Source organism: Runella sp. R5_40 (assembly GCF_057652295.1).
Genome location: NZ_JBYFCH010000024.1, coordinates 75,464 through 100,440, shown reverse-complemented (window position 1 = coordinate 100,440; position 24,977 = coordinate 75,464). Strand labels below are relative to the sequence as shown.

Annotated in this window: 22 protein-coding genes; 11 read left to right on the top strand and 11 right to left on the bottom strand. The window is 46.2% G+C overall.

Going from position 1 to position 24,977, the window contains the following annotated elements; translation table 11 throughout:
• Positions 1-211 precede the first annotated feature (211 nt).
• Entirely contained in the window at positions 212-3,589 is a 3,378-nt protein-coding gene (locus tag AC23N5_RS26990; protein ID WP_487757926.1) for a UvrD-helicase domain-containing protein, read from the top strand.
• A 272-nt stretch (positions 3,590-3,861) separates the two neighbouring features.
• Here the strand turns inward: AC23N5_RS26990 and AC23N5_RS26985 are convergent, their stop codons facing one another.
• The 10 genes from AC23N5_RS26985 to bcp all read right to left on the bottom strand — a co-directional run bounded on the left by AC23N5_RS26985 (position 3,862) and on the right by bcp (position 14,017).
• Positions 3,862-5,559, bottom strand: coding sequence for a M14 family zinc carboxypeptidase (locus AC23N5_RS26985; RefSeq protein ID WP_487757925.1), 1,698 nt, complete (start codon positions 5,557-5,559; stop codon positions 3,862-3,864).
• 21 nt (positions 5,560-5,580) lie between these two features.
• Complete coding sequence (locus AC23N5_RS26980; RefSeq protein ID WP_487757924.1) at positions 5,581-8,223, bottom strand: alpha-L-rhamnosidase-related protein; 2,643 nt, start codon at positions 8,221-8,223, stop codon at positions 5,581-5,583.
• Positions 8,224-8,335: 112 nt separating this feature from the next.
• Complete coding sequence (locus AC23N5_RS26975) at positions 8,336-8,773, bottom strand: Spy/CpxP family protein refolding chaperone (protein WP_183971442.1); 438 nt, start codon at positions 8,771-8,773, stop codon at positions 8,336-8,338.
• A 21-nt stretch (positions 8,774-8,794) separates the two neighbouring features.
• Positions 8,795-9,232 carry a hypothetical protein gene (locus tag AC23N5_RS26970; RefSeq protein WP_487757923.1) on the bottom strand — a complete coding sequence of 146 codons (438 nt, stop codon included), beginning with the start codon at positions 9,230-9,232 and terminating at the stop codon, positions 8,795-8,797.
• Positions 9,233-9,303: 71 nt separating this feature from the next.
• Positions 9,304-9,861, bottom strand: coding sequence for an RNA polymerase sigma factor (locus AC23N5_RS26965; protein WP_028526279.1), 558 nt, complete (start codon positions 9,859-9,861; stop codon positions 9,304-9,306).
• 101 nt (positions 9,862-9,962) lie between these two features.
• The gene (locus AC23N5_RS26960) at positions 9,963-10,919 is read right to left on the bottom strand and encodes a transketolase family protein (protein ID WP_487757922.1); all 957 of its coding nucleotides are present in this window, start codon (positions 10,917-10,919) and stop codon (positions 9,963-9,965) included.
• 21 nt (positions 10,920-10,940) lie between these two features.
• Positions 10,941-11,486 (bottom strand): hypothetical protein, encoded by a 546-nt coding sequence (locus AC23N5_RS26955; protein WP_487757921.1) that lies wholly within the window; start codon positions 11,484-11,486, stop codon positions 10,941-10,943.
• Between the two features lie 14 nt (positions 11,487-11,500).
• Positions 11,501-12,466 carry an AAA family ATPase gene (locus AC23N5_RS26950; RefSeq protein ID WP_487757920.1) on the bottom strand — a complete coding sequence of 322 codons (966 nt, stop codon included), beginning with the start codon at positions 12,464-12,466 and terminating at the stop codon, positions 11,501-11,503.
• 113 nt (positions 12,467-12,579) lie between these two features.
• Positions 12,580-13,437, bottom strand: coding sequence for a transketolase (locus AC23N5_RS26945; RefSeq protein WP_487757919.1), 858 nt, complete (start codon positions 13,435-13,437; stop codon positions 12,580-12,582).
• 130 nt (positions 13,438-13,567) lie between these two features.
• On the bottom strand, positions 13,568-14,017 hold the full coding sequence (gene bcp / locus AC23N5_RS26940; protein ID WP_183971447.1) for a thioredoxin-dependent thiol peroxidase: 450 nt from the start codon (positions 14,015-14,017) through the stop codon (positions 13,568-13,570).
• Positions 14,018-14,274: 257 nt separating this feature from the next.
• Here bcp and AC23N5_RS26935 point away from each other — a divergent pair, with 257 nt between their 5' ends.
• The 3 genes from AC23N5_RS26935 (at position 14,275) to AC23N5_RS26925 (ending at position 17,917) form a co-directional block, all read left to right on the top strand.
• Positions 14,275-15,408: a 5-(carboxyamino)imidazole ribonucleotide synthase gene (locus AC23N5_RS26935; protein ID WP_487757918.1), complete on the top strand. Its 1,134-nt coding sequence runs from the start codon at positions 14,275-14,277 to the stop codon at positions 15,406-15,408.
• Between the two features lie 170 nt (positions 15,409-15,578).
• A complete protein-coding gene (locus AC23N5_RS26930) occupies positions 15,579-16,892 on the top strand; it encodes an NAD(P)/FAD-dependent oxidoreductase (protein ID WP_183971450.1) in 1,314 nt (437 codons plus the stop codon).
• 119 nt (positions 16,893-17,011) lie between these two features.
• Complete coding sequence (locus AC23N5_RS26925) at positions 17,012-17,917, top strand: prohibitin family protein (RefSeq protein WP_487757917.1); 906 nt, start codon at positions 17,012-17,014, stop codon at positions 17,915-17,917.
• Here the strand turns inward: AC23N5_RS26925 and AC23N5_RS26920 are convergent.
• Positions 17,911-18,354, bottom strand: a complete 444-nt coding sequence (locus AC23N5_RS26920) for a hypothetical protein (protein WP_487757916.1) — start codon at positions 18,352-18,354, stop codon at positions 17,911-17,913. The genes AC23N5_RS26925 and AC23N5_RS26920 overlap by 7 nt on opposite strands.
• A 132-nt stretch (positions 18,355-18,486) precedes the next feature.
• On the opposite strand from AC23N5_RS26920, the gene nadA reads away from it, so the two are divergent.
• The 7 genes from nadA (at position 18,487) to AC23N5_RS26885 (ending at position 24,944) form a co-directional block, all read left to right on the top strand.
• Positions 18,487-19,485 (top strand): quinolinate synthase NadA, encoded by a 999-nt coding sequence (gene nadA, locus AC23N5_RS26915; protein ID WP_122929299.1) that lies wholly within the window; start codon positions 18,487-18,489, stop codon positions 19,483-19,485.
• Between the two features lie 3 nt (positions 19,486-19,488).
• Positions 19,489-20,073 carry an ATPase gene (locus tag AC23N5_RS26910; protein WP_487757915.1) on the top strand — a complete coding sequence of 195 codons (585 nt, stop codon included), beginning with the start codon at positions 19,489-19,491 and terminating at the stop codon, positions 20,071-20,073.
• Positions 20,060-20,203, top strand: a complete 144-nt coding sequence (locus AC23N5_RS26905) for a hypothetical protein (protein WP_183971459.1) — start codon at positions 20,060-20,062, stop codon at positions 20,201-20,203. The genes AC23N5_RS26910 and AC23N5_RS26905 overlap by 14 nt, the downstream gene beginning before the upstream one ends.
• Before the next feature lie 23 nt (positions 20,204-20,226).
• Positions 20,227-21,123 (top strand): nucleotidyltransferase family protein, encoded by an 897-nt coding sequence (locus tag AC23N5_RS26900; RefSeq protein ID WP_122929302.1) that lies wholly within the window; start codon positions 20,227-20,229, stop codon positions 21,121-21,123.
• Positions 21,124-21,174: 51 nt separating this feature from the next.
• Positions 21,175-21,384: a membrane protein insertion efficiency factor YidD gene (yidD, locus tag AC23N5_RS26895; RefSeq protein WP_183971461.1), complete on the top strand. Its 210-nt coding sequence runs from the start codon at positions 21,175-21,177 to the stop codon at positions 21,382-21,384.
• 93 nt (positions 21,385-21,477) lie between these two features.
• Complete coding sequence (locus AC23N5_RS26890) at positions 21,478-22,314, top strand: 1,4-dihydroxy-2-naphthoyl-CoA synthase (protein ID WP_028526294.1); 837 nt, start codon at positions 21,478-21,480, stop codon at positions 22,312-22,314.
• A 152-nt stretch (positions 22,315-22,466) separates the two neighbouring features.
• Positions 22,467-24,944 (top strand): bifunctional glycoside hydrolase family 9 protein/polysaccharide deacetylase, encoded by a 2,478-nt coding sequence (locus tag AC23N5_RS26885; protein WP_487757914.1) that lies wholly within the window; start codon positions 22,467-22,469, stop codon positions 24,942-24,944.
• Positions 24,945-24,977: the final 33 nt, after the last annotated feature.

Below are 24,977 nucleotides of genomic sequence, written 5' to 3'. Positions count from 1 at the left end.
CGAAAAAAAGCAGGTTGGAATGACCATTACCTGCTCAATATCATCAAAAATAACCATTAGTAAGTGCGTTTAACCTGCCACCATATAAGACATATAAGTGATTATAAGAAAACTTCTATGCTCTTATATTTCTTATATGGTTCAATAATTTTTCAGTATCCCCATAAATGGACTAACTTGCATACCTCGAAAATAAGTTCGTTGTTGCTTTATGTTCAAAATCGTTAGTTCATCGGCGGGGTCGGGTAAAACCTATACCCTCACCAAAGAATACCTTAAACTCGTTCTCCAAAACGATAACGCCTATTATTTTAAGCATATTCTAGCCATTACGTTTACCAAAGCCGCTACCCGCGAAATGAAGGAACGGATTTTGGGGCGTTTACAGGTATTTGCCGAAGGCGGAAACGATCCCATGTTGACCGACATCATCCGTGAACTTTATCCCCAGACCCTCAACGACCTCGAAGGGGCCTACAAAGTGCAAGAACAAGCCCTGAGGACGCGAGCCGAACGCGTTTTTAAGCAAATTTTGCACGATTACAGCGACTTCGCTGTCATGACGATTGATAGCTTCGTCCAGCGGGTAGTGAGCGCATTTACCGACGAACTGGGCATGCCTTTTTCGTTTGAAGTGGAGATGGAAGCGGGTGAACTTTTATTGATGGCGGTAGAGCGTTTGCTCGAACATACGGGCGATGATTCCTACGGAGAATTGACCGATATTTTGGAATCTTTTTACTTGGAAGCAGGGCAGGATGGTCAAAACTATCACAATTTGCCCGAAGCATTGGCGAGTTTTGCCACCGATTTGCTCAACGAACAACGCTACGCAGCCATTGTTCAAAATTCAGAGTTAACGGCCAAAGATTTTAAAAAAATCCGTCGGCAGTTAGTGGCAGCCATCAAAATGTGGGAGAATCAAATCATTAAATGGGCGGAGGAAGGGCAACGGCTAATTTTGGAAAGAGGGCTCGACGAGAAAGATTTTGCATACGGAACGGTCTTTAAATATTTCAAAAAACGCACCGAAGATTCGGAATCGATGTCGGAGCCTGGTAGCCGCGAAAAAGAGGCGTTTGAAAATGACAAAGGATGGTTGACAAAGTCGGCGCGTCCGTTTGTGGTAGAAGCCGTTGAAACACTGAAACCCCAATTGGCCAACTGTTACGGGCACATTGAGAAAATTCGCCTTGAAAACAGCAAGCAGTATTTCTTGTACCAACAGCTGATTCCGCACTTGTACCATTTGTCGCTGTTGAACGAAATTAAAGAAGAATTTGACCGCCAACTAAGAGAAAATAACCGCGTCCACATTTCGGAATTTAACCAAAAAATCCTCAAAATCGTCACCGAAGACCCCGTGCCGTTTATTTACGAACGCTTGGGTGAGAAATTTAACCACATACTCATTGACGAGTTTCAAGATACTTCCAAATTACAGTTTGCTAACCTTTTGCCGTTGATTGACAATAGCTTAGGGTATGAGCATTTCAATTTGGCTGTGGGCGACTCAAAGCAGGCGATTTATCGTTTTCGAGGGGGGGACATGGACCAAATCATTGCGCTCCATTCCAAAAAAATGGATCGCCTGTATCGCTCTTTGGGCGACAGTGAGCTGACGGTGGAGCGCCTCGAAAATATTCGCTGGCACCTCAAAGACGACGTGCTTCGTACCAACCGCCGAAGCGCCCGCGAAGTCATTGAATTTAACAATGCTTTTTTTGAAACGGTTGAAAAACTATACCGCGACCAATTCCCGTTGGCGGAGGAAGTGTTTGCCCAAGTTGCCCAAGAAATTCCGCCTAGCCCCAAAACAGGAGGCCAAGTGAACATTGAATTTGTGGAAGGGAAAGAAGGTGATGACGAAAACGATACCCCCGTGATGATTACCCGAACGCTGGAGTTGATTCGGCAAGTGACAGAGCAAGAGGGCTTTTCGTTGGGAGACGTGTCGGTGTTGTGCCGTTTTAAACGAGATGCCAAGAAGATTGCCAACCACTTAAAAGAAAACGGCTACAATATTATTTCGGATGATTCTTTGTCGTTGCGGTTTTCGGCGGCGGTCAACTTGGTGACGGCGTTTATGCGGGTGTTGGTAAAACCCGATAGTCGCTTGGACAAATACGAAGCACTGTATCTTTACTTCCGCCTGATTTTGGCGCGGATTCCCGATGCCAACGACAACCGACTCATCAAGGCGGCTGTAGAATCCACCGACGTGCATTTGTTTTACGACTACGTGAATAAATTGCAAGAAACGGTTTATGGTCAGAAATCACTTGAGACTCCGCCTTCTACCCTCGACACGCACTTAACGCCGTATAAGTTCCTGCAAATGAGCGCTTATGAGCTTTCGGAAAAACTAATTCAGGTGTTTCGTTTGTTTCAACTGGTGGACGAACGAGATTATTTGTTCCGCTTCTTGGACGTGGTGCTCGAATTTAGCACGCAACGCGGTAGTCACTTGGCCGACTTTTTAGAATATTGGGAAACCCAAAAAGACAAAATTTCGATTTCGGCCCCTTCCGACCCCAACGCCATCACCGTCCAGACCATCCACCGTTCCAAAGGGCTTGAATATCCCATTGTTATCATTCCGTATGCCGATTGGGAATTTGTGCCTAGTGCCAAACGGGATACCATGTGGGTGAATTTAGAGCCAGCTGAAGCATTAGGCGTATCGTCGTGGGAAGCTGGAAATGTAGAGGCAGGAGAGGCGATAGAATATATGGAAGAAAAATTCTTAAAAACAGGTTCGGTGCGGGTCACATCGGCTCTCGATCAAACGCCCGACGCCATCGCAACGCAGTACCGCGAAGAATGCGAACGTGTGTTTGTTGAAAATCTGAATTTGTTGTACGTGGCCTTTACGCGTCCCACGCGGCGGTTGTACGTACTGGCCAAAGGGGAAAATTTTGAAAAAATCAAAACGCCTCGCCGCATTAGTTATTGGTTGTATCAGTACCAGCAGTCAGCGGACAGCGAGCAGCAGTTAGTAGATAGCAGTCAAGTGTTAGCAGGGGATAGCTCCCACACTCGACATTCTGCACTAGACCCTCGACATTCATTCTATATTCCCAATGTTATTTCCACTGACCGAAGTCGTGAATTGCGCCTTCGTCGATTGGCCAATCGGGTGTTTGACGTAGAGACTTTTGAACGAAAAAAAGACCACGGAAATAAAGTTCACTACGCGTTATCGAAGGTTAAAACACCCAGCGATGTTCCAACGGCTTTGGCTCAAATGCAAACCGACGGCGTCATTGATGCCTCCGAATCCGCAGAAATTCAGAAAAGCCTCGAAAATATTTTAAAACATCCTGATTTGAAAGGATTGTTCGACGCTGAAAATACGGTACTCAACGAGCGTGAAATCTTAACTCCCGATGGCAACCTTCATCGACCCGACCGCGTCGTGTTTTTACCCGAAGAGCGTGTGGTGATTTTAGATTATAAAACGGGGATTCCACTCGACAGCCATAGCCGACAAATAAAACGGTACGTGAATCTGTTCAAAGAAATGGGGAAAAAGCAGGTCGAAGCGTTGCTGGTTTATATCGAACGCAATGAAGTGGTAAAAGTTTAGGTCAGACGATAGTCAGACCGAGTTCACGTCGGCTTAGGAAAGTAGTCTTCTGTTATGACTATAGCAAGACCTGACAAGCTACCATCGGGTCTGACTACCGTCTGACCCGATAGAATATTTTTTTGAAAAAATGTGACATCAGGGTATGTTTTTACGTATATATGACAAACACAGTTGTCAAAACAAACCCCAACATACTATGGACCCATTTTTTTACTTCGGCGAAGATGAGTTTGAGTCAGACGAGCCGACTCAAACTCCTGATACAATGGCTATTTCGACAAGCGATACACAGGATACCGCAAGTATGATTTCTCCGAATACGGAGAGTTTTTGTAGATAAATTCTAGCTGCGCGGCACCATTTTTGGCGAAAGCTTCGTCTGCTTTTTTACGTTCTTCCAACTTCTGCTTCAACGCTGCGTCTTTGCGGAGCAAATCGGCCGCCACGTCTTCAAACACATAGGCCGAAAAGTGCTCTTTTTGTGCCAAAATACTATCAAAGAAATTCCACGAAAAAAACGAATCGGGACCTTGTGGTTCAAGGGTCTCAACAATGTATCGATTACTCGGCTGATTGGCCGTGATGACATAATCACCTTGGTAAAACGGCAATTTTTGCGTTTCCTTACGGAGCGTTACTCCCGTGTGGTTATAGTGCCCTTCGTAAGGCTTGGCGGGGCTTTTGTAGTCTTCAATGTAATAGGTTTCTACTTCCATTTCGGTGTCTTTTGGCAGTGGTTGCATTTGCACGCCGTTGAGTTTTAAAAGCTCAATCACTCGCCCCCAACTCTGCGGAATGATGTAGGCTTTGGGCTTTTCTATTTGTAAATCAGCGACGTAATGGTCGTAAAACGGAATGCGTTTCGTAAACGGCTCATTTCTATCATAATAGAGTCGATTAAGTCCGCTCACTTCGCTGGGCTTGTATTTGGCCGCAAACCCTTTAAAGGTAATAGAATCTGCCACCGTGCGATCCAATTTCCAACTCAGCGGGAAGGTTGTTTGAGCCGCAACGGCCGCATTCGCTTTTTGTTTGTTGGCGACAATCGTGTTGGCGTGTTTTGCGGCAAGCTCCAACGTAATTTCCATAAACGCATACGTTCCTTTGACGCGTGTGGGGTAATCCTTGAGCATGTGAAGTTCTACCACAAACGTTTCGCAGTTAAACAACGACGCGTACCCAGAGCTGTAACGTGGGCCATCGTTAAAGCCCAAATAACCCGTTTCGGGGGTAGCGCCAAACGCATTGACGTACGGAACGGGAGGAAAACCAGAAGCGGACAGTTTTTGATTGAGGGCAGGATTAAATTCTTTGCTAAAAAAGCCCGAGACCTGCGCGTTAAATTTGTCTTTTTGGGTCGAAAAATACGTGACCGCGTGTTGGTAATCGGCGCCATTGGAGGTGTGATTGTCGATAATGATGTGTGGTTTCCACGCTTGAAACATCCGTTGCCACGACTCCGAATTTTTTGAATCCGTTTTGATAAAATCACGATTGAGGTCGTAGTTTCGTGAATTGGCACGGAATCCGTAGGTAGTGGGGCCGTTTTGGTTGATGCGCGAAACCCCACGATTGAGCGCACCGTCCACGTTGTAAACAGGTACAATACAGAGCACTACGTTGGCAGGGAGGGCTTTCTTCTCCAACAATTCCCGCGCCCACATCATGCTGGCGTCAATCCCTTCGGGTTCGCCAGGGTGAATGCCGTTGTTGACCAATAAAGTAACTTTTCCACCTTGTGGTTTAAAGATTTTGTTGGCCGAGAGCACAAACAAATGAATAGGCTTGCCAATGTCGGTCGTGCCTACTTCAATCAGCGAGGCTTGGTCGTATTTTTTGTCCAAAGCCTGATAGAAGCGAATAATTTCGTCGTACGTAGCCGTTTCTTGACCTTTACTGGTTTCGTACGAAATAGTTTGTGCCCATAGCATAGGCGACCACAAAAGCAATAGTAGCACTTTTTTCATGCGGTGTGATTGATTAGTTTGTTAGATGGTTTTGAGAATAAATGTGTGGGTACGACCCGAAGTTAAACGATATTTCCGAAGGCCGTTGGCAGGTTGCCCAATCGCAGGCAGGCTTTTTAGCTCCTCTGCCGCAGGTACTACAAGCTCCGCTTCGCATCCTTGCGGAAGTGAAATTTCGAGGGTTCGGTTGCCAAGTTTTCCCGTTGCACTGAATAAAATAGCACCTTGGGCGGTGTAGTTGATGAGCGAAAGCTGGTCTAAATCACCCAATTGAGGTCTTATTTGGGCTTTTTTAAACGCTGGACTGAGCGGCTGAATGCCTGCGAGTCCCATGTAGGTAACAAAAAGGGGCGCTACGGGGCAATGGCTCCATTGTTGCGTAGTATCGTGACGAACGTGCCATGTTTCGGCCAAGGTATTGTTCTCAGCTACAGACTCCATTCCGTACCAACGAGTCCGAAAATCGTCGATGATGGGTTGGACATTTCCTGCTTTTGCCAGTGCCCAGTAGCGCCAATTGGCATTGGCGGGGTAGGAAAGACCCAAGTTGGCAGGTGGATTGGCCAGCGCTTTTACACAAAATTTGGTGATTCCTTCGGGGCATTGATCGTATAAAATGGCCGTCGCCAACGAACGATCGCAGATGCGTTCCTCTTTTTCTTCGGCTACCCAAGGCAAATTATTGACAAACATTCCCCTGGCTGAACTCCAAAACAGCTTTACCGTCGTGGCCTGAATTTCGTTTCCAACGGCGCGCGCTTTGTTGGCAAGGTCGTTCATACCCATCGCTTCGCAAAGAGGCGCGAAAGCCTTTTGCATCATAGCAGCCGTGTAGAGATTGAATGCGCACTGCTTATGTCGTTGTTTTTTGTAGGCATCATGATCTATCCAAACGGTAGGCACCCCCAAGTTCTCCACGGGAAGGAGTCCGTTGGAAGCACGAAGTTTGAGGAGATAATTAAAAAATTTGACCAACCGAGGCATCACTTCGGTCAGTGCGAGTTTGTCGCCCGTATAAAGGTAATAATACCAACAGTCGAAATTGAAACCCACGCCGTGGTCGAGCAAAGGTCCCCACGGGGTTAGCCCTACCTGCCGCTCCATGACGCGCGCGAGTCGGTCAAAAGCAGGCCATGCGTCCAGAAAATACCCGTCGAGGGTTAGTCCTTGGCTGTAGGTATTGATAAAACGAGCGTGTAAAAGTCGGTCGCCAAAGGTGTTTTGAAGGCTATGGATTTGGTGGCCACAATCGCCGCTGTATTGCTGACGCTCGCGCGCCATCCCATCGACAATCGTTTCTTGACATGAGTTATGCAAGGTGTTAATGGCAGCGTCGAGTACTTTCTGAATTTTAGCATCGCTGCATTGAACTTGGGCGGGGTTTGGCCAAGGATATTGCCGACGACGAACACCCACGTTGCTCACAATGGCTTGCCCTTCGCTCCCGTGAATGTGAAGCTGTAACCACCGCAACGATTCAAAGTCAAACGTTTCGAAGCGATTGGTGCCTGTGCGGCAAATGAAGCGAGTCCACGAATTAAATTTGGTATTCAACAGCGGCTCTCCTCCCACAAGGTGCGCTTCTTGTACCATGAGTTCGATGATGGTTCCGCTGGGGGCATCAATCGTAAAATAAGGAAACCCAACGACCTGCTCTTTCAACTCAAACGTCAAAATGGCACCACGGTCTTTGTCCACATTGACAGTCCAGCTTTGCGGCGTACTACTCACCACACACGGTAGGCGTTGAACAACGTAAGCATCGGGCGTACCAAATTCAAAATATTCTTGGGGACTTCGTTTCCACCGAACGGTCATCGACTCAGCCAATTTAGTGACCGAAAGAAGGTTTTCTTTGAGCAGCGGAATACTTCGGCTGCGTAGTTGCGAAGCTTCTACGCGGCCACTGATGTCTAAGGCATATTCGTTGAAGGTACTATTGATGGGTGGCTTGTTGACGGGGTTGTTGAGCTCTTGGGCCAAAAGCCATTCTTCAAACGGGACATATTCGGTGGTGTACCATTTGTGGGGGTAATGGCGCGCGTCAAATTCTTCTTGAAAAGCCCGTAAATACCAGCGTTTGTAGTGCCCAGGTGGCCAACTGCGCGCAATGAGGGTTTGCCAAGTCCCATCCGAAATTACTTGGAGGGTATTTCCGTTGGCAAATTCAATATCAATTTTAAAAAGAAACCCAGGTTTTCCCACGGGCCACGTTCCATCACCGTGGCCATAAAACAACACCTGCGCGCCCAAAACGTTGGTTCCTGCGTTGAGGTGGTTGGTGAGGTCAATCGGGTCGGCTTCTGACCAACGAGGGTCGGCGGGGGCAGGGCCAAACTGAATACGTTGCCCATTGGCAAAAAATAGATACCGACTATCGCCAATGATGTACCCTTTTGCGCTGCGGGGCTTAGAAGGTAAATTCAATTCTTTTCTGAAAAGCACTACGGTATTGGGCAAGCACCGCTGCATTGGGTACCAAATCCATTTGGCGGGGCTTAAATCGAGGGCAAGGGTAGGTGAGGGGTCAAAAAAGGGTTGTGGGGAGATTGGCAAAGAGGAGGGCGCAGAGGTTTCTGGAGCGTTCGGAGCTAACCATAAAGAAAGGCTACTGACTGACGAATTTTTCAGAAACGTACGGCGGGATGTAGTAAAATTTATCATACGTGAGGTTAGGTAAATGCGCCTACAAGTTACACAAGCCCACGGATTTTTAACAAAAAAGGCAGGGAATTTACATCGCCCTGCCTAACCTTTATACGACATATTTTTTTAATTACTCTTTTCCCGAACGTGGGTTGCGGTTGAGGCGTTGTAAAAGCATTTGCGTGAACATCTGTTCTGCTTTATAAAGCTCCGCTAACTGTCTGACGTTGATAACTTTGAGGAATTTTGTGACGTATTCTTTCTCCAAATCAACTTCTTTTTGCTGCAAATTCAGCGATTCTTTGATATTGGCAAGGATTTTTTCGTCGGGTGTTGTCAAGGTATTGGTTTCGACAATGAGACGACGCATTTGCTTGCGAATCTCTTTTTTCTTCCCGTCAAACTCGTTGTAAATAGGCCAAAACTGCTGAGATTGTTCGGCAGATAAATTGAGGCGATTGGTAATGAGCCCAATTTTGGCGTTTTCTATTTTTTGGTTTCCTCCGTCCTGCGCCACAGCGGCGTGGGTGAGAAGGGAAACGATGGCGACAAACAGTAACTTTTTCATGGTTGGTATGTAAGTTGACTACTAAATATTTTCTTCAATATCTGCTTCCTGAATAGCTTTTCGGAGGGCTTCGTCATCGACGTTGAGTTGTTGTAACAATACGTCTTCGTTGGAATAAAGTTCATTGAGCGACGTTTGTTCGCCCATTTCTTGTTGGGTAATTTGTGTATCTTTTAAATAATTATAGATTTCTTGGTCAGAGACTTGACTGAGGCTTTCTTCGCTTAACGACAGTTGTTTTTGGGGATATGTCACCCACAAAAGTGCCCCAACCACGCTAGCCGCTGCTCCTACGATGGCCGTACGGCGCCACGACCACCCGATGGTGAACTTGGTTTCTTTTTCGTCGATATGCTCATGCAAACGCGTCTGAACCATTGAAGGAAGTTTGTCAAAATATCCTGCGGGGGTTTCAAACGGAAGTTTGCGGTCAAGTTGTTCCAGTTTTATCTTTTTCATGGATGTGGTAGTTGGCCCAATGCCCTTTTACGTTTCCTCTTTTGTTTTTGACAAACCTGCGACAATAAAGTTTAATCTTCCCCGTTTAAAATCTTCTCAATTTTTGCTACAGCATGATGATAGCTCGCCTTTAATGCGCCCACGGATGTCTTTGTAATTTCAGAAATATCCTCGTAGGTAAGGTCATCAAAATACTTCATGTTGAAGACCAAACGCTGCTTTTCGGGCAGTGTAAGTACGGCTTTTTGCAGTTTTAACTGTATTTCATCGCCAGCGATGGGGTAGTCGGAATGTCCTGTGGCGCTTTCTAATTTTTCGAGTAGTTCGCCCTCAACGTCGTTAATGGAAAGAAAAAAGCGACGACGTTTTTTGTTTAAAAAATTGAGACATTCGTTGGTGGCAATGCGGTAAAGCCACGTATAAAGCTGGGAGTCGCCGCGAAAATTTTCGAGCGACTGCCAGGCTTTTATGAAGGTTTCTTGTGTTAAATCGTCGGCGTCGTCATGGTCAATCACCATCTTGCGAATGTGCCAATACATTTTTTGCTGGTACTTTCGAACCAGTTGATTGAAAGCGAAGTTACGGCTTTCAGGATTGGCAAATTTCTCAATAATGGTTTGGTCAGTCATGCGCTACGCTTTGTGTTACTCGTTATCTGTTATTGGTTAACCGTTTGGGTCGAAATTATAACTATTTCAACGGTTGACAAATAACAGATAACCGTTAACAATTATTTCTTTCTAGCAATAGCACGTTTGGCGGCTTCTACGATGGCTTTGGCCGAAAGACCGTATTTTTCCATCAATTGAGCAGGCGTACCACTTTCGCCAAACGAATCTTTTACTCCTACGTATTCCAACGGAGCAAGGTGTTTTTGAATCAACACCTGAGCGATACTGTCGCCTAAGCCACCCGCTACTTGGTGTTCTTCGGCCGAAACAGCGCAACCCGTTTTCTTTACAGAAGCTAAGATGGCTTTTTCGTCCAAAGGTTTAATGGTATGAATGTTGATGATTTCGGCGTTGATGCCTTCTGCTTCGAGCATTTCACCTGCCTGAATCGCTTCCCACACCAAATGGCCTGTGGCAAAGATACTTACGTCAGTGCCTTCGTTGACCATCCATGCTTTGCCGATTTCAAATTTTTGGTCAGCATCGGTGAAAACTGGAATCACTGGGCGGCCAAAACGCAAATACACGGGGCCGTCGTGCTCCGCAATCGCAATGGTAGCAGCTTTGGTTTGGTTATAGTCGCATGGGTTGATAACGGTCATGCCAGGAAGCATTTTCATCATTCCCAAATCTTCCAATACTTGGTGCGTAGCGCCGTCTTCGCCCAAGGTAAGACCTGCGTGCGAAGCGCAGATTTTAACGTTTTTGTGCGAGTACGCTACGCTTTGGCGTACTTGGTCGTACACACGGCTAGTAGCGAAGTTGGCGAAAGTAGTCGCAAACGGAATTTTACCTCCGATGGTAAGCCCTGCGGCCATTCCAATCATGTTGGCTTCCGAAATCCCGCACTGAATAAAGCGCTCTGGGTTTTCTTTGATAAATGCGTCAAGTTTCAACGAACCCACGAGGTCGGCGCAAAGCGCAACGACGTTCGGGTTGGTCTGACCTAATACTTGCATACCCGCACCGAAACCGCTACGAGTGTCTTTTTTTTCTGTGAACGTGTATTTTTTCATATAAAAACGTGAATTGCAAAATTAGTAATTGAGAGATTGTAATTTATTCAAAAAGTAACGTGCGCTTGGGCAATTGGGATGCGCAGCGGCATTTCGAAGGGAAAAGCCGTATTTAAGCATTCGTGCGGCTAAAATATCTTTTGTGCCTACCCCCCGTTTTGTTTTTTCTAAAAAAAGAGCTCTTAATTTCTCAAAAGGAGACATTTCTTTTTCTGGAAAATCGAAAAAGAAACCAGTGTCATCCATCAATTGGCGAAGCGTATCACTATCGGCCAGAAACCAAGCCTCAATTTGTTTTACGGCAATGACGATAATGGTATCATCTCCACCTCCGATTCTCTGACGAGTTTTAGTGATACAGGCATCTTCATCTAAATCCGTCAAAATGAATATTTTTTGAGCCCCTGCCGACTTCAAAACGTCAAGGTCTTCTTTTAATTTCTCTGGTAACAAATTCCCGTTTCCGTCGGCATTGATGACGGGTAAGAGCAACACTAGCTTGTGTTCGTGAAGGATTTGTACAAAACCTTCCGACTCAATGATTTTACGCTCAGTTTTTCCCTCCACGATGAATCCTATTTTTACCACGGCAACCCACCTCCGAGGGCATTGGTAAGCCAAGCTTCGTCCATACGTAAGCCAAAATAATCTTTGCCTTTAAACTGTTTGATTTGGGTAGCTCCTTGTTTTTTATCCACCACAATCAGTTCGTCAGCCCTTAAATGTCTGACAAGCGTAGGAGAATGGGTATTTAACCAAATATAATGTCCCTTTTCCTGACAAGCATTGCGAAAAAGCTCCACAAACTGCTCAATAACATACGGGGTCAGCCCATTTTCAGGCTCTTCGATGCACAGAAACTGAGGCTCATCCGATTGATAAACAGCTGTTAAGAGTGCTAGAATATTGTAAGTGCCATCAGAAAGTAAGTCTTTGGTAAAAGGTTTCTTCATTCCTTTCTCGTACATGACCAACGTATCTGTACCACTCAAATCGCTCGACACAATTTCAATATTTTCAAATCCTGGGATAAATAAGTCAAGCCATTCTTTGATTTCTTCGCGTTTGCTTTCGTCTAAAAGAATGCGTTTTAAGACTTTTTCGAGGTTGGAGGCGGATGTTGAAAGTTTGTTGTCTCCTGAAAAATTTAATTTTTCGATTCTCTTATTTCCTACAAATAACCTCAAAAAACTATTGAGAATATCAGTATATTCATCTGTACCGGGTCTTGATGATGCTATCGAATTTACTTTTGGTACATTATCAATTATTGAACTAGTAGTAGTGAAATGGGTATTTTTAGTATTTACTAAAATTTTAATCTCCTTAAAAAGATCTTGAGAAAATGTAATTGATTCCTTAGAACCGAATAGCCCAAGAGTAACATCCACAAATGTGAATGATAAATTCCAAAACTCCAATGCCTCAAAAATATTCGACTTACCCGACCCGTTGGGGCCTACAAAGACCGTAAACGGATTAGGTTCGACGATTTCCAAATCAACAATGGATTTGAAGTTTTTGATATGGAGGCTTTGGAGTTTCATTTAAGCAAGATTTATCACTTTTGTCATTCCGACGACAGGAGGATTCTATATCGTTTGTAGGTTCCTTGTACTTCGGAATGACAAAAAATAATATTTTGGAATGGCAACGAATACTAATAATCCCCCAATGTCTCAGGCAACTGTGCCAATGCTTGTTCCAATTGTGCGTCGTTAGGGGCTACACCGTGCCACTTGTGCGAGTGCATCATGAAGTCAACACCTTGGCCCATTTCGGTTTTCATCATCACGGCGATGGGTTGGCCCTTGCCTACCAAACGCTTGATTTTACGAAGAAGGGTTGTGAGTTCGTCCATGTTGTTACCATCAACGTGCAATACCCGCCAGCCAAAGGCTTTGTATTTGGCTCCCAAATCGCGGTTATCGTTTACTTTCTTCGTAGAGCCGTCGATTTGCTGACCATTTACATCGACAAACGCAACGAGGTTGTCCACGTTGTTGTTAGGTGCAAACTGAACGGCTTCCCATACTTGGCCTTCTTGTTGCTCACCGTCGCCCATCAAACAATAAACGAGTGTTTTGTCACCGTTTAATTTCTTTGAAAGTGCCGAGCCGATAGCTACTGAAAGCCCTTGTCCCAACGAACCAGAAGCGATACGAATACCTGGAAGGTGCTCGTGCGTAGTGGGGTGGCCTTGTAAACGAGAGTTGAGTTTACGGAAAGTAGCGAGTTCTGTTACATCAAAATACCCACGACGGGCCAAAACGCTGTAAAAAACAGGAGAAATGTGACCGTTTGACAAGTAGAAAAGGTCTTCTCCTTTGCCATCCATGTTAAACGACAAGTATCCGCCTTTGCCTTTGCGGTTATTGATTTTCATTTGTTGAAAATACAAGGCCACTAACAAATCGGCACAGCCCAACGACCCCCCTGGGTGGCCCGATTGGCAGCCGTGAACCATTCGTAAAATATCGCGTCTTACTTGCGAAGCAATGCTTTGTAGCTCAGTCATTTGGATTAGTAAAGTATTGGTAGATTGGAAATTGTTGCAAATATAATTGTCAAAGTGACACTTTAAGGATAATTACTTAGAAAAAACAAGATTTTTTAACAAACGGAGTCTTTAGCTCCCAATGACTAGCTCATCCAAGTACTTGTGCAGCATGGTTTTTGGTGTCGATTTTTGAAATGACTTCTTGAATCACACCTGCTTCGTCAATGATAAATGTTGTACGAATTGTGCCCATGTACTTGCGTCCGTAGAGCATCTTTTCACCCCAAACTCCGAAGGCTTCTACGATGTTGTGGTCAGGGTCGGCAAGGAGGGGAAAGGGCAAACTATACTTGTTAGCAAACTTTTTGTGTGATTTTTCGTCATCGACACTCACACCCAGCACTACAAAGCCCTTGGCGAGCAAGGCGTCATAGTTGTCGCGAAGACTGCAGGCTTGAGCGGTGCAGGCAGGGGTGCTATCTTTGGGATAAAAATAAATAACAATCTTTTTGCCGTGGAAATCAGAGAGTTTGATGGAGTTTCCGTCTTGGTCTTTGGCCTCAAACGAGGGCGCTTTGTCACCAACTTGAAGTGCCATGTCGTACTGCGTGAAGGGGTTATTCTCAGTTAGAATTGTTTTGAGGCTGCAAGATACTAATAATTGTGAAAGGAGTCTGTAACTTTGCCCCCAAACCCAAAATCAGGAGAAAGATGCCTTTCCCAAAAGACTGATGGTGAAAAAGGCTATTTATGAATGCTTTGAGGTAACCAACCTCGATGAACTCGACACCTGAAACAGTGTACAGGGACGGGTAAAAAGAGAACAATTAACGGACAAAAAAATAACAAATAACAGTGTTTGATACTAACAAAAAAGTAGGCGTATTAGGTGGAGGGCAGCTTGGGCTTATGTTGTTGCAAGCCGCCATTGATTGGAACCTAAACGTAAAAATCATTGATGCCGCCGATGCGCCCTGTGCCCCCATCGCCCCTGAGTTTGTAGAAGGCTCGCTGCAAGACTACGAGGCAGTGTATCGCTTTGGTCAGGACGTGGATGTGTTGACCATCGAAATCGAAAAGGTAAATGTGGACGCGCTCGAAGCCCTCGAAAGAGAAGGTAAAAAGGTGTTTCCGCAGCCGCATCTGATTCGCTTGATTCAAGATAAGCGTACCCAAAAGCAGTTTTATCGTGAACATGGTTTGCCAACGGCCGATTTTATCCTCACAGATAATCGGGCTGACGTGGCCAATTACGTCGATTTCCTGCCTGCTTTCCATAAATTAGGTCGCGATGGCTACGATGGCAAAGGTGTTCAACGTATTGCCACGCCCGCCGATTTCGAGAAAGCTTTTGACGCTCCTGGGCTGTTGGAAAAAGCCGTGGATTTTGAGAAAGAATTGGCCGTAATTGTAGCGCGTAACGAAAACGGCGACATGGCCACTTTCCCAACGGTAGAAATGGTTTTTCACCCCGAAGCGAATTTAGTGGAGTATTTGTTTGCACCTGCCGAAATATCGACCGAGGTAGAACAACAAGCCGAAAGCCTCGCCAAAAAAACGGCCGAAGCGCTGGGCATCGTGGGATTGTTGGCCGTCGAAATGTTTTTGACCAAAGACGGTCAAGTACTTATCAACGAAGTAGCACCGCGCCCGCACAACAGTGGCCACCACACGATTCGGGCCAATGTAACCTCGCAGTTTGAACAACATTGGCGGGCGATTTTGAACTTGCCTTTGGGAGATACCACGGCCTATACACCTGCGGCGATGGTCAACTTGCTGGGAGAGGAAGGACACACAGGGCCTGCCCATTACGAAGGCATGGACGAGGTGCTGGCCACCCACGGCGTTTTTCCGTTTTTGTACGGCAAAAAAATCACGAAACCTTTCCGAAAAATGGGACACATCACTGTGACAGACAGTAGCATAGAAAAGCTAAAAACAAAAGCGGAGTGGGTCAAAGGAGCTTTAAAAGTAGTAACAAAATAAAGAACCAACCATCCCTTGGATGTGTTCTTGAGTTAGGAAGCTGTGTTGGCTTTCGATGTTCATAACGCCATTTAATTTATATGGAGCAAATAAGCCAGAAAAGGTAAGCTAGAACAACATTTCACTTGCCTTTTGCCAAACTTGCTTATTTGCTCGCTTCTTCTTCAACCATGACTCCCAATCTTCCCAAAACCGAACTCAAACGCGTCGTGATTGTAGGCGCGGGTTTCGGTGGGCTTGTGCTTGCACGCAAGCTTTCGCAACGTTCAGATGTTCAAATAGTTCTTGTCGATAAAAACAACTACCACCAGTTCCAGCCCTTGTTTTATCAGGTGGCTATGGCAGGTTTGGAACCTAGTTCTATCTCGTTTCCGCTCAGAAAAGTGTTTCAGTCTAAAAAGAACGTGCACATTCGGGTGACGGACGTGAAGCACATCCATACCGAAACCAACGTCATTGAAACGGGTTTGGGAATGATTGAGTACGATTATTTGGTGTTGGCAACGGGGGCAGATACCAATTTCTTTGGGATGAAAAACATCATCGAAAATGCCATGCCGATGAAGTCGGTGAGTGAGGCATTGGCGATTCGGAATCGGATGTTGCAAAACTTTGAAGAAGCCCTCAGTACGCAATCGCTCGAAGAACGACTGGGGTTGATGAACGTGGTGATTGTGGGAGGAGGCCCAACGGGCGTAGAAATTGCGGGGACATTGGCCGAAATGAAACGGCATATTTTACCCAAAGATTATCCCGAACTGAACTTCGATTCGATGCAAATTTACCTCTACGAATCGTCGCCTGCGGTGCTGGAGGTGATGTCAAAAGAGGCGTCGGTCAAAGCCAAAGAGTATCTCACCGACTTGGGGGTTAACCTGCGTCTCGGAATGCGTATTACTGATTTTGACGGAAAATATGCGTACACCAACACGGGCGACCGCCTGCGTACTAACAACTTGATTTGGGCGGCTGGGGTAAAAGCTAACGGCATCGACGGCATCCCAACGGAAGCCTACGGACGCGGTGGGCGCATCAAAGTCAACCGTTTTAACCAAGTTGAAGGGGTTACCAACGTCTTTGCCATTGGAGATTTGGCATTGATGACCGAAGAAAAATATCCCAATGGCCACCCACAATTGGCACAACCTGCCATGCAGCAAGGCGAATTGTTGGCCAAAAACTTTGTAAAACTGCTAAAAGGCCAAGAAATGCAGCCTTTTACGTACAAAGATTTAGGTTCGATGGCGACAGTCGGACGTAACTTGGCCGTGGTGGACTTGCCATTCTGGAAGTTTCAGGGCTTTTTTGCGTGGGTGACGTGGATGTTTGTGCACTTGATTTCGATTGTAGGAGTAAAAAACCGCTTGTTGATTTTTATCAATTGGCTTTGGAATTATGTCACTTACGACCAATCGTTGCGCCTGATTATCAAACCAAAAATACTCAAAGAACGAGAAGACGTTCCTGAAAAGGAAACGGTGTAATTTGCCATTCTTCCCGTTTTTTTACTTTTCTTGTTCTCCCAAAACCATTCTTCCAAATCAGGGATAATCAGCGGAAGAAGCATGTACGTTTGTGCTCGAAATTTTAACCTCAAACTACTATGTTTCTGATAGTTATTGGTGCCATTGTTCTGATAGCAGGCTTTGCTATCAACACCCCTGCGTTGGCTTTTGCCAAATTTTCTCGCCCTGTTAAAACAATAGGTGCTATTGTGATGGTTGTTGGTTTTCTTACGGCTTGTATCAAACAAATTGACGCAGGAACGGTGGGAGTTCAATCTCTTTTTGGGAAAGTAAGTGATGGTATTCTGACGAGTGGGTTAAACTTTGTTAATCCCTTGGTAGAGGTAGAACCTATCGACGTAAAAACCCAAAACTATACGATGTCGGCGGTGAGGGACGAGGGCGACAAAGAAGGCGACGATGCTATTCGAGTGTTGACTTCGGACGGGTTGGAGGTCATCGTCGATTTGACGGTGCTTTACCGCGTGATTCCGACCGAAGCGCCTAAGATTTTGCGAGAAATTGGGCCTAATTACCAGGATAAAATTGTGCGACCTGTCACTCGTACGCGGATTCGTGACAATGCCGTCAACTACGAAGCCGTGGCCTTGTATTCTAACAAGCGTCAGCAGTTTCAAGACAAAATTTTTCAACAAATTGAGAAAGATTTCAAAGTTCGAGGGTTGTTTTTGGAGAGTTTGCTGATTCGAAATATCAACTTGCCCGAATCGGTCAAAAAGACGATTGAGTCAAAAATTAATGCTGAGCAAGAATCCCAAAAAATGCAATTTGTGTTGAGCAAAGAAAAACAAGAAGCCGAACGAAAGCGGGTAGAAGCCCAGGGGATTTCGGATTACCAAAAGATTATTTCGGAAAGCCTCACCGACCGCCAGTTGCAGTACGAACAAATCAAAGCCCAAAAAGAACTCGCGACGTCGCCCAATGCCAAAGTGGTGATCATGGGAGGTGGCAAAGGCGTTCCTGTGATTTTGGGGAATCAATAAAATTGTTTGAAAAGCGGAAAAATCCAATAAAGTGCCACGCTGAAAACGACGCCCCATACACTTCCCCAGATGAGCATTTGGGTGAGTAGGATGGGGCGTTTTACTTTGAAAGACAAGGCAATAAGGGTGCCCCCAATGGGTGTAAAAAGCAACGGTGTAAGGAAGGCAATGCCTGTCATGCCCGATTTTTTCCAGACCTTTACGGCCAAACGCGTTCGTGAGCTGAAAAGGCGGGGTTTTTGACGACGGTAGTTGCCGATGATTTGCTGAATAAGCGTGCCTAAAAAAGTGATGACCACGACGCTAATCATCATGCCAAGAAGCGTACAAAGGGCTGTTTCGTACCAAGTTAGCTGAAGCGCATAGCCCGTGACGGGGCCTGCTACAAACTTGACCATACTAGCTAAAATAACGGATAAATACTTGGCCCAGGGCATTTTTGGAAATACATCGTTAAGGTAAAAAGCTCCAAATTACGGATTAAAAGACGACTCTTCCTTGAAATTCAAAAAAATCTACTTAAAATCAAAAAACAAATTGTGTAAGTTTGAGCCAAATATTAGTTGACAATGGAAATTCTCGAACAAGTAAAAAAATACGGATACGTGCGCGAAACCGCCGCACCTGACCTTGATTTGGTCGCTGAAATCAATCGACTTCGCAAAGAAAAAAACGCCGTTATCTTGGCGCACTACTACGTGGACGGAGCGATTCAGGACTTAGCCGACTACATCGGCGATAGCCTCGGGTTGTCGCAACAAGCGGCAAGTACGCCTGCCGACATGATTGTGTTTTGTGGCGTTCATTTTATGGGAGAAACGGCCAAAATCCTTAGCCCCGAGAAAAAAGTTGTCATTCCTGATTTGAACGCGGGTTGCTCGCTGGCCGATTCGGCCCCTGCCGATAAATTTGCGGCCTTCAAAGCTCAATACCCCGATCATTTGGTGCTTTCGTACATCAACTGCTCGGCCGAAATCAAGGCATTGTCGGACATCATCGTGACGTCGTCGAACGCCGTGAAGATTGTGGAACAGTTGCCCAAAGACCAAAAAATCATTTTTGCTCCCGATGCTAACTTAGGACGCTACGTCTCGAAAAAAACGGGTCGCGACATGGTACTTTGGGACGGGGCGTGCATCGTTCACGTGGATATTTCGGAAGCAAAACTGAAAGCCCTCCGCGAAAAATACCCCAATGCGCTCCTAGTTGCTCACCCCGAATGTAAAGACAACATCTTGCTGCAAGCCGACTTTGTGGGCTCAACAACCGCCATTTTGAAGTTTGTGAGTGAAAGCGCCCACGACGAGTTTATTGTGGCCACCGAAGCGGGGATTTTGCACAAAATGAAGCAAGCAGCAGCGGGAACGGGTAAGAAGATTATCCCTGCCCCCGCTACCGAAAACAATACCTGCGCGTGCAGCGAGTGTCCGTACATGAAAATGAACACAGTGGAGAAGCTCTACAACGCACTTTTGTACGAACAACCCGAAATCAACGTACCCGAAGACATTCGCCTAAAAGCCTACCAATCGGTAGATAGAATGTTGGAGATGAGTAAAAATCTCTAGCGAATGCCTACTTTATACATCATAGCAGGACCTAATGGAGCAGGAAAGACGACTGCGGCTAAAGTGCTTTTGCCAGATGTATTTCAAGTAAATACGTTTATTAATGCAGATTTGATAGCAGCCAATCTCAATCCCACATCTCCTGAATCGGTGGCAATGGAGGCGGGCAGACAAATGTTAATTGAAATCGAAAACTGCTTAACCCAAAAAGTAACATTTGTAATTGAAACAACGCTTGCTACCAAATCCTACATTAATCTTGTGAAGAAGGCACAGCAGATGGGATATGAAGTAGTACTCATCTATTTTTGGTTAGAAAGCCCAAATCATGCCGTTGAGAGAGTGGCACGACGTGTTAGGCAAGGAGGACATTATATCGCTACTGAAGTGATTGTACGTCGTTATTGGGGTGGACTTAAAAACTTGATAAGACTATTTATGCTTTTGGTAGATAAGTGGATCATCTTTGATAACTCTGATTATACTGAGGGGCATCCCTTGCGAATTGCGGAACGATTGCCACAAGGTGATATGATTGTTGAAAACTCAGAACTTTGGCTTAAAATCAATAACAATGAAAATTCTTAAACGAGACCCTTTGTTTGAAAAAGTAGAGAAAGCGTTGCTAAAAGCTTATCAACACATCCCTGCGGAATTGGAAGCCGAAAAAAAGCGTAAATCAACCGCCCATTTTTCGTCCAAACCTCAACCAAAGTAAACTCTGTAACTATAATTTATCCAATGAAACCCACCCTCTTAATTCTTGCCGCTGGCATGGGAAGCCGTTATGGCGGCATCAAACAACTTGACCAATTTGGCCCCAACGGCGAAACCATCATTGATTATTCGCTCTACGACGCGATTCGTGCGGGCTTTGGCAAGATTGTTTTTATTATTCGCGAAGAGCTAAAAAACGATTTTGAAGAAATATTTGGCCCCAAACTTCAAGGTAAAATCGACTACGATTACGCCATTCAAGGGTTTCAGAGCCACGTACCTGAGGAATTGGGGACGATTGAGCGCTCAAAACCTTGGGGAACTGGGCACGCCATGTTGTGCGGATGGGAACAAACCCAAACGCCTTTTGCCATCATCAATGCCGACGATTTTTACGGCCTTGAAGCGTTTCAATTGGTGGCCGACTTCTTGACAACAAGTGCCGACGATTCGGAACATACCCTCATTGCGTACCAAGTGCAAAAGACCCTTTCGGAAAACGGAACGGTATCGCGCGGGGTGTGTGAGGTAAACGACGAAGGGTACTTGGACGTGGTGACTGAACGCACCAAAATTTTCCCGCAAGACGGAAAGATTTTCTTCGACGAGAGCGGCGACCTTACCGAACTTACGCCCGAAACGCCCGTTTCGATGAACTTTTGGGGCTTTAAGCCTTCGGTATTCCCGATTACCAACGAATTGTTTGCCGACTATGCGCGGCATAATTACAACGCCCCCAAGGCGGAATTTTACATTCCCGTGGTGGCTACGCACCTCATTAAGAGCGGAAAAGGAAAACTCAAAGTGATTCCCAACGCCTCTGAGTGGTTTGGGGTGACTTATCCAGAAGACAAACCGACGGTACAAGCAGCATTGAAGAAATTGCACGACGACGGAAAGTATCCGAATCAGTTGTGGTAACCTCACCCCCCCTTGCCCCCCTCTCCTTTCTGGAGAGGGGGGGATTCCCTTATGAAAACCATCCTTATTTTTTTTGTGCGGGCGTATCAGGTGATGTTGTCACCGTACTTGCCCAATTCGTGCCGATATTCACCTACCTGCTCTCAGTACATGATTGAGGCAGTGCAAAAGCACGGTGCGCTCAAAGGCGGTTGGATGGGGCTCAAGCGCATTGGTCGCTGCCATCCTTGGGGTGGCCACGGCCACGACCCCGTACCTTAGTGACTAGCTTCCCGAAAGTTTTATTACTTTCGGGAAGTTTTGTTTTCGGAAAAATCAAAATCCACCAGCATATTTGTAGAAAAAACTACGACTATGCCAAACTGGATTACGGCCAAAGAATACACCGATATTACCTACAAAAAATGCGACGGCGTTGCCCGTATCGCGTTCAACCGCCCCGAAGTGCGCAACGCCTTCCGCCCCAAAACCACCTTTGAACTCCTCAATGCTTTTGAAGATGCCACCCACGACCCCAAAGTAGGTGTGGTGCTGTTGTCGGGAGAGGGGCCTTCGCCCAAAGACGGGATTTGGGCTTTCTGCTCAGGGGGTGACCAAAAAGCCCGCCAAAAAGGAGGCTACCGCGCCGAAGATGGCCGCGACCGCCTCAATATTTTGGAAGTGCAGCGGCAAATCCGTTTTATGACCAAACCCGTGATTGCGGTGGTGCCAGGCTGGGCCGTAGGCGGCGGTCATAGCCTACACGTTGTCTGCGACCTAACGCTCGCGAGTAAAGAACACGCCATTTTTAAACAAACCGACGCCGACGTTGCCAGCTACGACGCGGGCTACGGTTCGGCTTATTTGGCACGGATGATTGGACAAAAACGTGCCCGCGAAATTTTCTTCTTGGGACGTAATTATTCCGCCCAAGAGGCTTTTGAAATGGGCATGGTCAACGCCGTAGTGCCTCACGACGAACTCGAAGATACAGCCTTCCAGTGGGCGCAGGAGATTTTGGGCAAGAGTCCAATGGCGATTCGGATGTTGAAATTTGCTTTCAACCTTGTGGACGATGGCTTGGTGGGGCAGCAGTTGTTTGCAGGTGAAGCCACTCGCTTAGGTTACATGACCGAAGAGGCGCAAGAAGGGCGCGATGCGTTTCTCGAAAAACGCAAACCAAATTGGGATAAGTTTGAGCGTTTTTCGTAAAAATTGGGCCTAAACCTATCAGGTTTTGTTCTCGATGGAGTACAAAACCTGATAGGTCTGGTTGCGTGTTTTTTGCCTAAACCTACAAGGGTTCGTTCTCGATAGAGGATAAAACCTGATAGGTTTGCCGTTTTACTACACTTCTTCAACACATGAAAAAAATCTCCGTATTCGCCTTTTTTTGCCTAGTGTGCAATACACTACTTGCCCAAACGTCATGGATACGTATCAATCAATTGGGCTATTTGCCCAATTCCACCAAAGTAGCGGTGCTGGTCAGCAAAGAATGGCCCAGTGTTTCGTCGTTTGAGGTATGCGAAGCGCTCACAGACAAGGTCGTATGGTCGTCTAAATCGGTAAAAACCTTCGGGGCGTATGCGGCGTTTAAGTCAGGTTTTCGACTCAATTTCAGCACTTTCAAAAAAACAGGGGCGTATTATTTGCGCGCAGCGGGTGTACGCTCTCCCAATTTCCGAATTGCCAACGACGTTTATGACGGCACGGCCGATTTTGTGTTGAAATACATGCGCCAACAACGCAGCGGGTACAATCCATTTTTGAAAGACTCCTGCCACCGCCAAGACGGCTACATCATTTACCATCCCGATTCTACCAAAAATGGCACGTTTATCGATGCGTCGGGGGGCTGGCACGATGCCTCGGATTATTTGCAGTACGTGGCGACTTCGGCCAATGCCACGTACCAACTGCTGTTTGCCTACCAACAAAACCCGCAGTCTTTTGGCGATAAGCACGATGCCGCAGGTCATCCCAAACCCAACGGCATTCCAGATGTGTTGGACGAAGCCAAATGGGGGCTAGATTGGTTGGTCAAAATGAATCCCGAAAAAGACGTGATGTACAACCAATTGGCCGATGACCGCGACCACGCAGGGATGCGTTTGCCCAACAAAGACGTCATTGTTTATAACCCCAATTGGGGCCTAGGACGTCCCGTTTACCGCGTCACGGGGCAGCCACAAGGACTTTTTAAGTACAAAAATCGCACCACGGGCGTGGCTTCAACGGCAGGAAAATATGCGTCGGCTTTTGCGTTGGGAAGTCAGGTATTGGCTAATTATTACCCAACATTTGCGGAAAATTTGCTTCAAAAAGCCAAAGATGCGTATGAGTACGGTAAACAGTTTCCTGGGGTGTGCCAAACGGCGCCTGGGCGTGCCCCTTATTTTTACGAAGAAGACAATTACGTGGACGACATGGAATTGGCAGCGGCGCAACTGGCACAAACGACCACTGCGGGTGCTACGTTGTGGAAAGAAGCGGCGGCGTTTGGACGAAAAGAGCCTAGTACGCCGTGGATGGGTGCCGATACTGCCAAACATTACCAGTGGTATCCGTTTGTGAATTTGGGCCATTACTGGCTTTCCAAACACAGCAATGTCACGCAAACGGAGTTTCGCCAGTTGATGAAATTGGGAATAGATAAAGTAAAAGCGCGCGGCGAAACCAATCCCTTTTTAAATGGAGTGCCGTTTATTTGGTGTTCTAACAACCTGACCGTCGGCATTTTAACCCAACTCCACCTGTACCGAAATCTTACCCAAGACCACCAATACGAAGAAGTAGAAGCTGCTATGCGCGATTGGCTGTTTGGCTGCAACCCGTGGGGAACGAGCATGGTTTGTGGCTTGCCCGAGGGTGGCGATTGGCCCAATGACCCGCATTCGGCCTTTACGCATTTGTACAATTACCGCATTGACGGTGGGCTGATAGACGGGCCTATTTACGGAAGTATTTTTGGGAAACTGATTGGGATAACCTTGTATAGTCCTGACGAATACGCTGATTTTCAGTCGAAATTGGTGGTGTATCACGACGATTACGGGGATTATTCGACCAACGAACCGACCATGGACGGAACGGCAAGTTTGAGTTATATTTTGTCGGCGTACCAAAAGGAAGGTCAGTCGCAAACAAAAAAAGCTGTCAAAGAGCCACAGGGCGCGTGGATACGAATGGATACCACCCAAAAACAAGTGTATTTGACCTTTACGGGGCACGAGTTTGGCGAAGGAAATCTAAGTGTGCTAGATGCGTTGAAGCAACAAAACGTGAAAGCTTCCTTCTTCCTGACGGGCGACTTTCTACGAAATTCAGCCTTTCAACCCGCCATTCGCCGAATGATTCAGGAAGGGCATTACGTGGGAATGCACTCCGATAAGCATTTGTTGTATTGTGACTGGGGAAAACGCGATTCGCTGCTGGTGACCCAAGCCCAATTTGAAAAAGACCTGCGCGATAATTTTGCGGAATTGGCTAAATTTGGGTTACGTCCTGAGCAAACTTCCGTGTTTATGCCTCCCTATGAGTGGTACAATGCTGCCGCGGAGAACTGGACGCGTGATTTGGGTTTGACGATGGTGAATTTTACGCCAGGAACAGGAACAAACGCTGATTATACCTGGCCCGACTTACCCAATTACCGCAGCAGCGAGCAGCTCTACGACCGATTAATGAACGTTGAAAAGACGTCCTCTACTGGTTTGAATGGGGCAATTGTACTAATTCATAGTGGGACAGACCCGCGCCGTACCGACAAATTTTATAATCATCTGCCCAAACTGCTCAAAGACCTGCAAGTCAAAGGGTATCGCTTTGGGAGGTTTTGATTAGGAGTGATTGTTTCTTGCCTAACTATTACC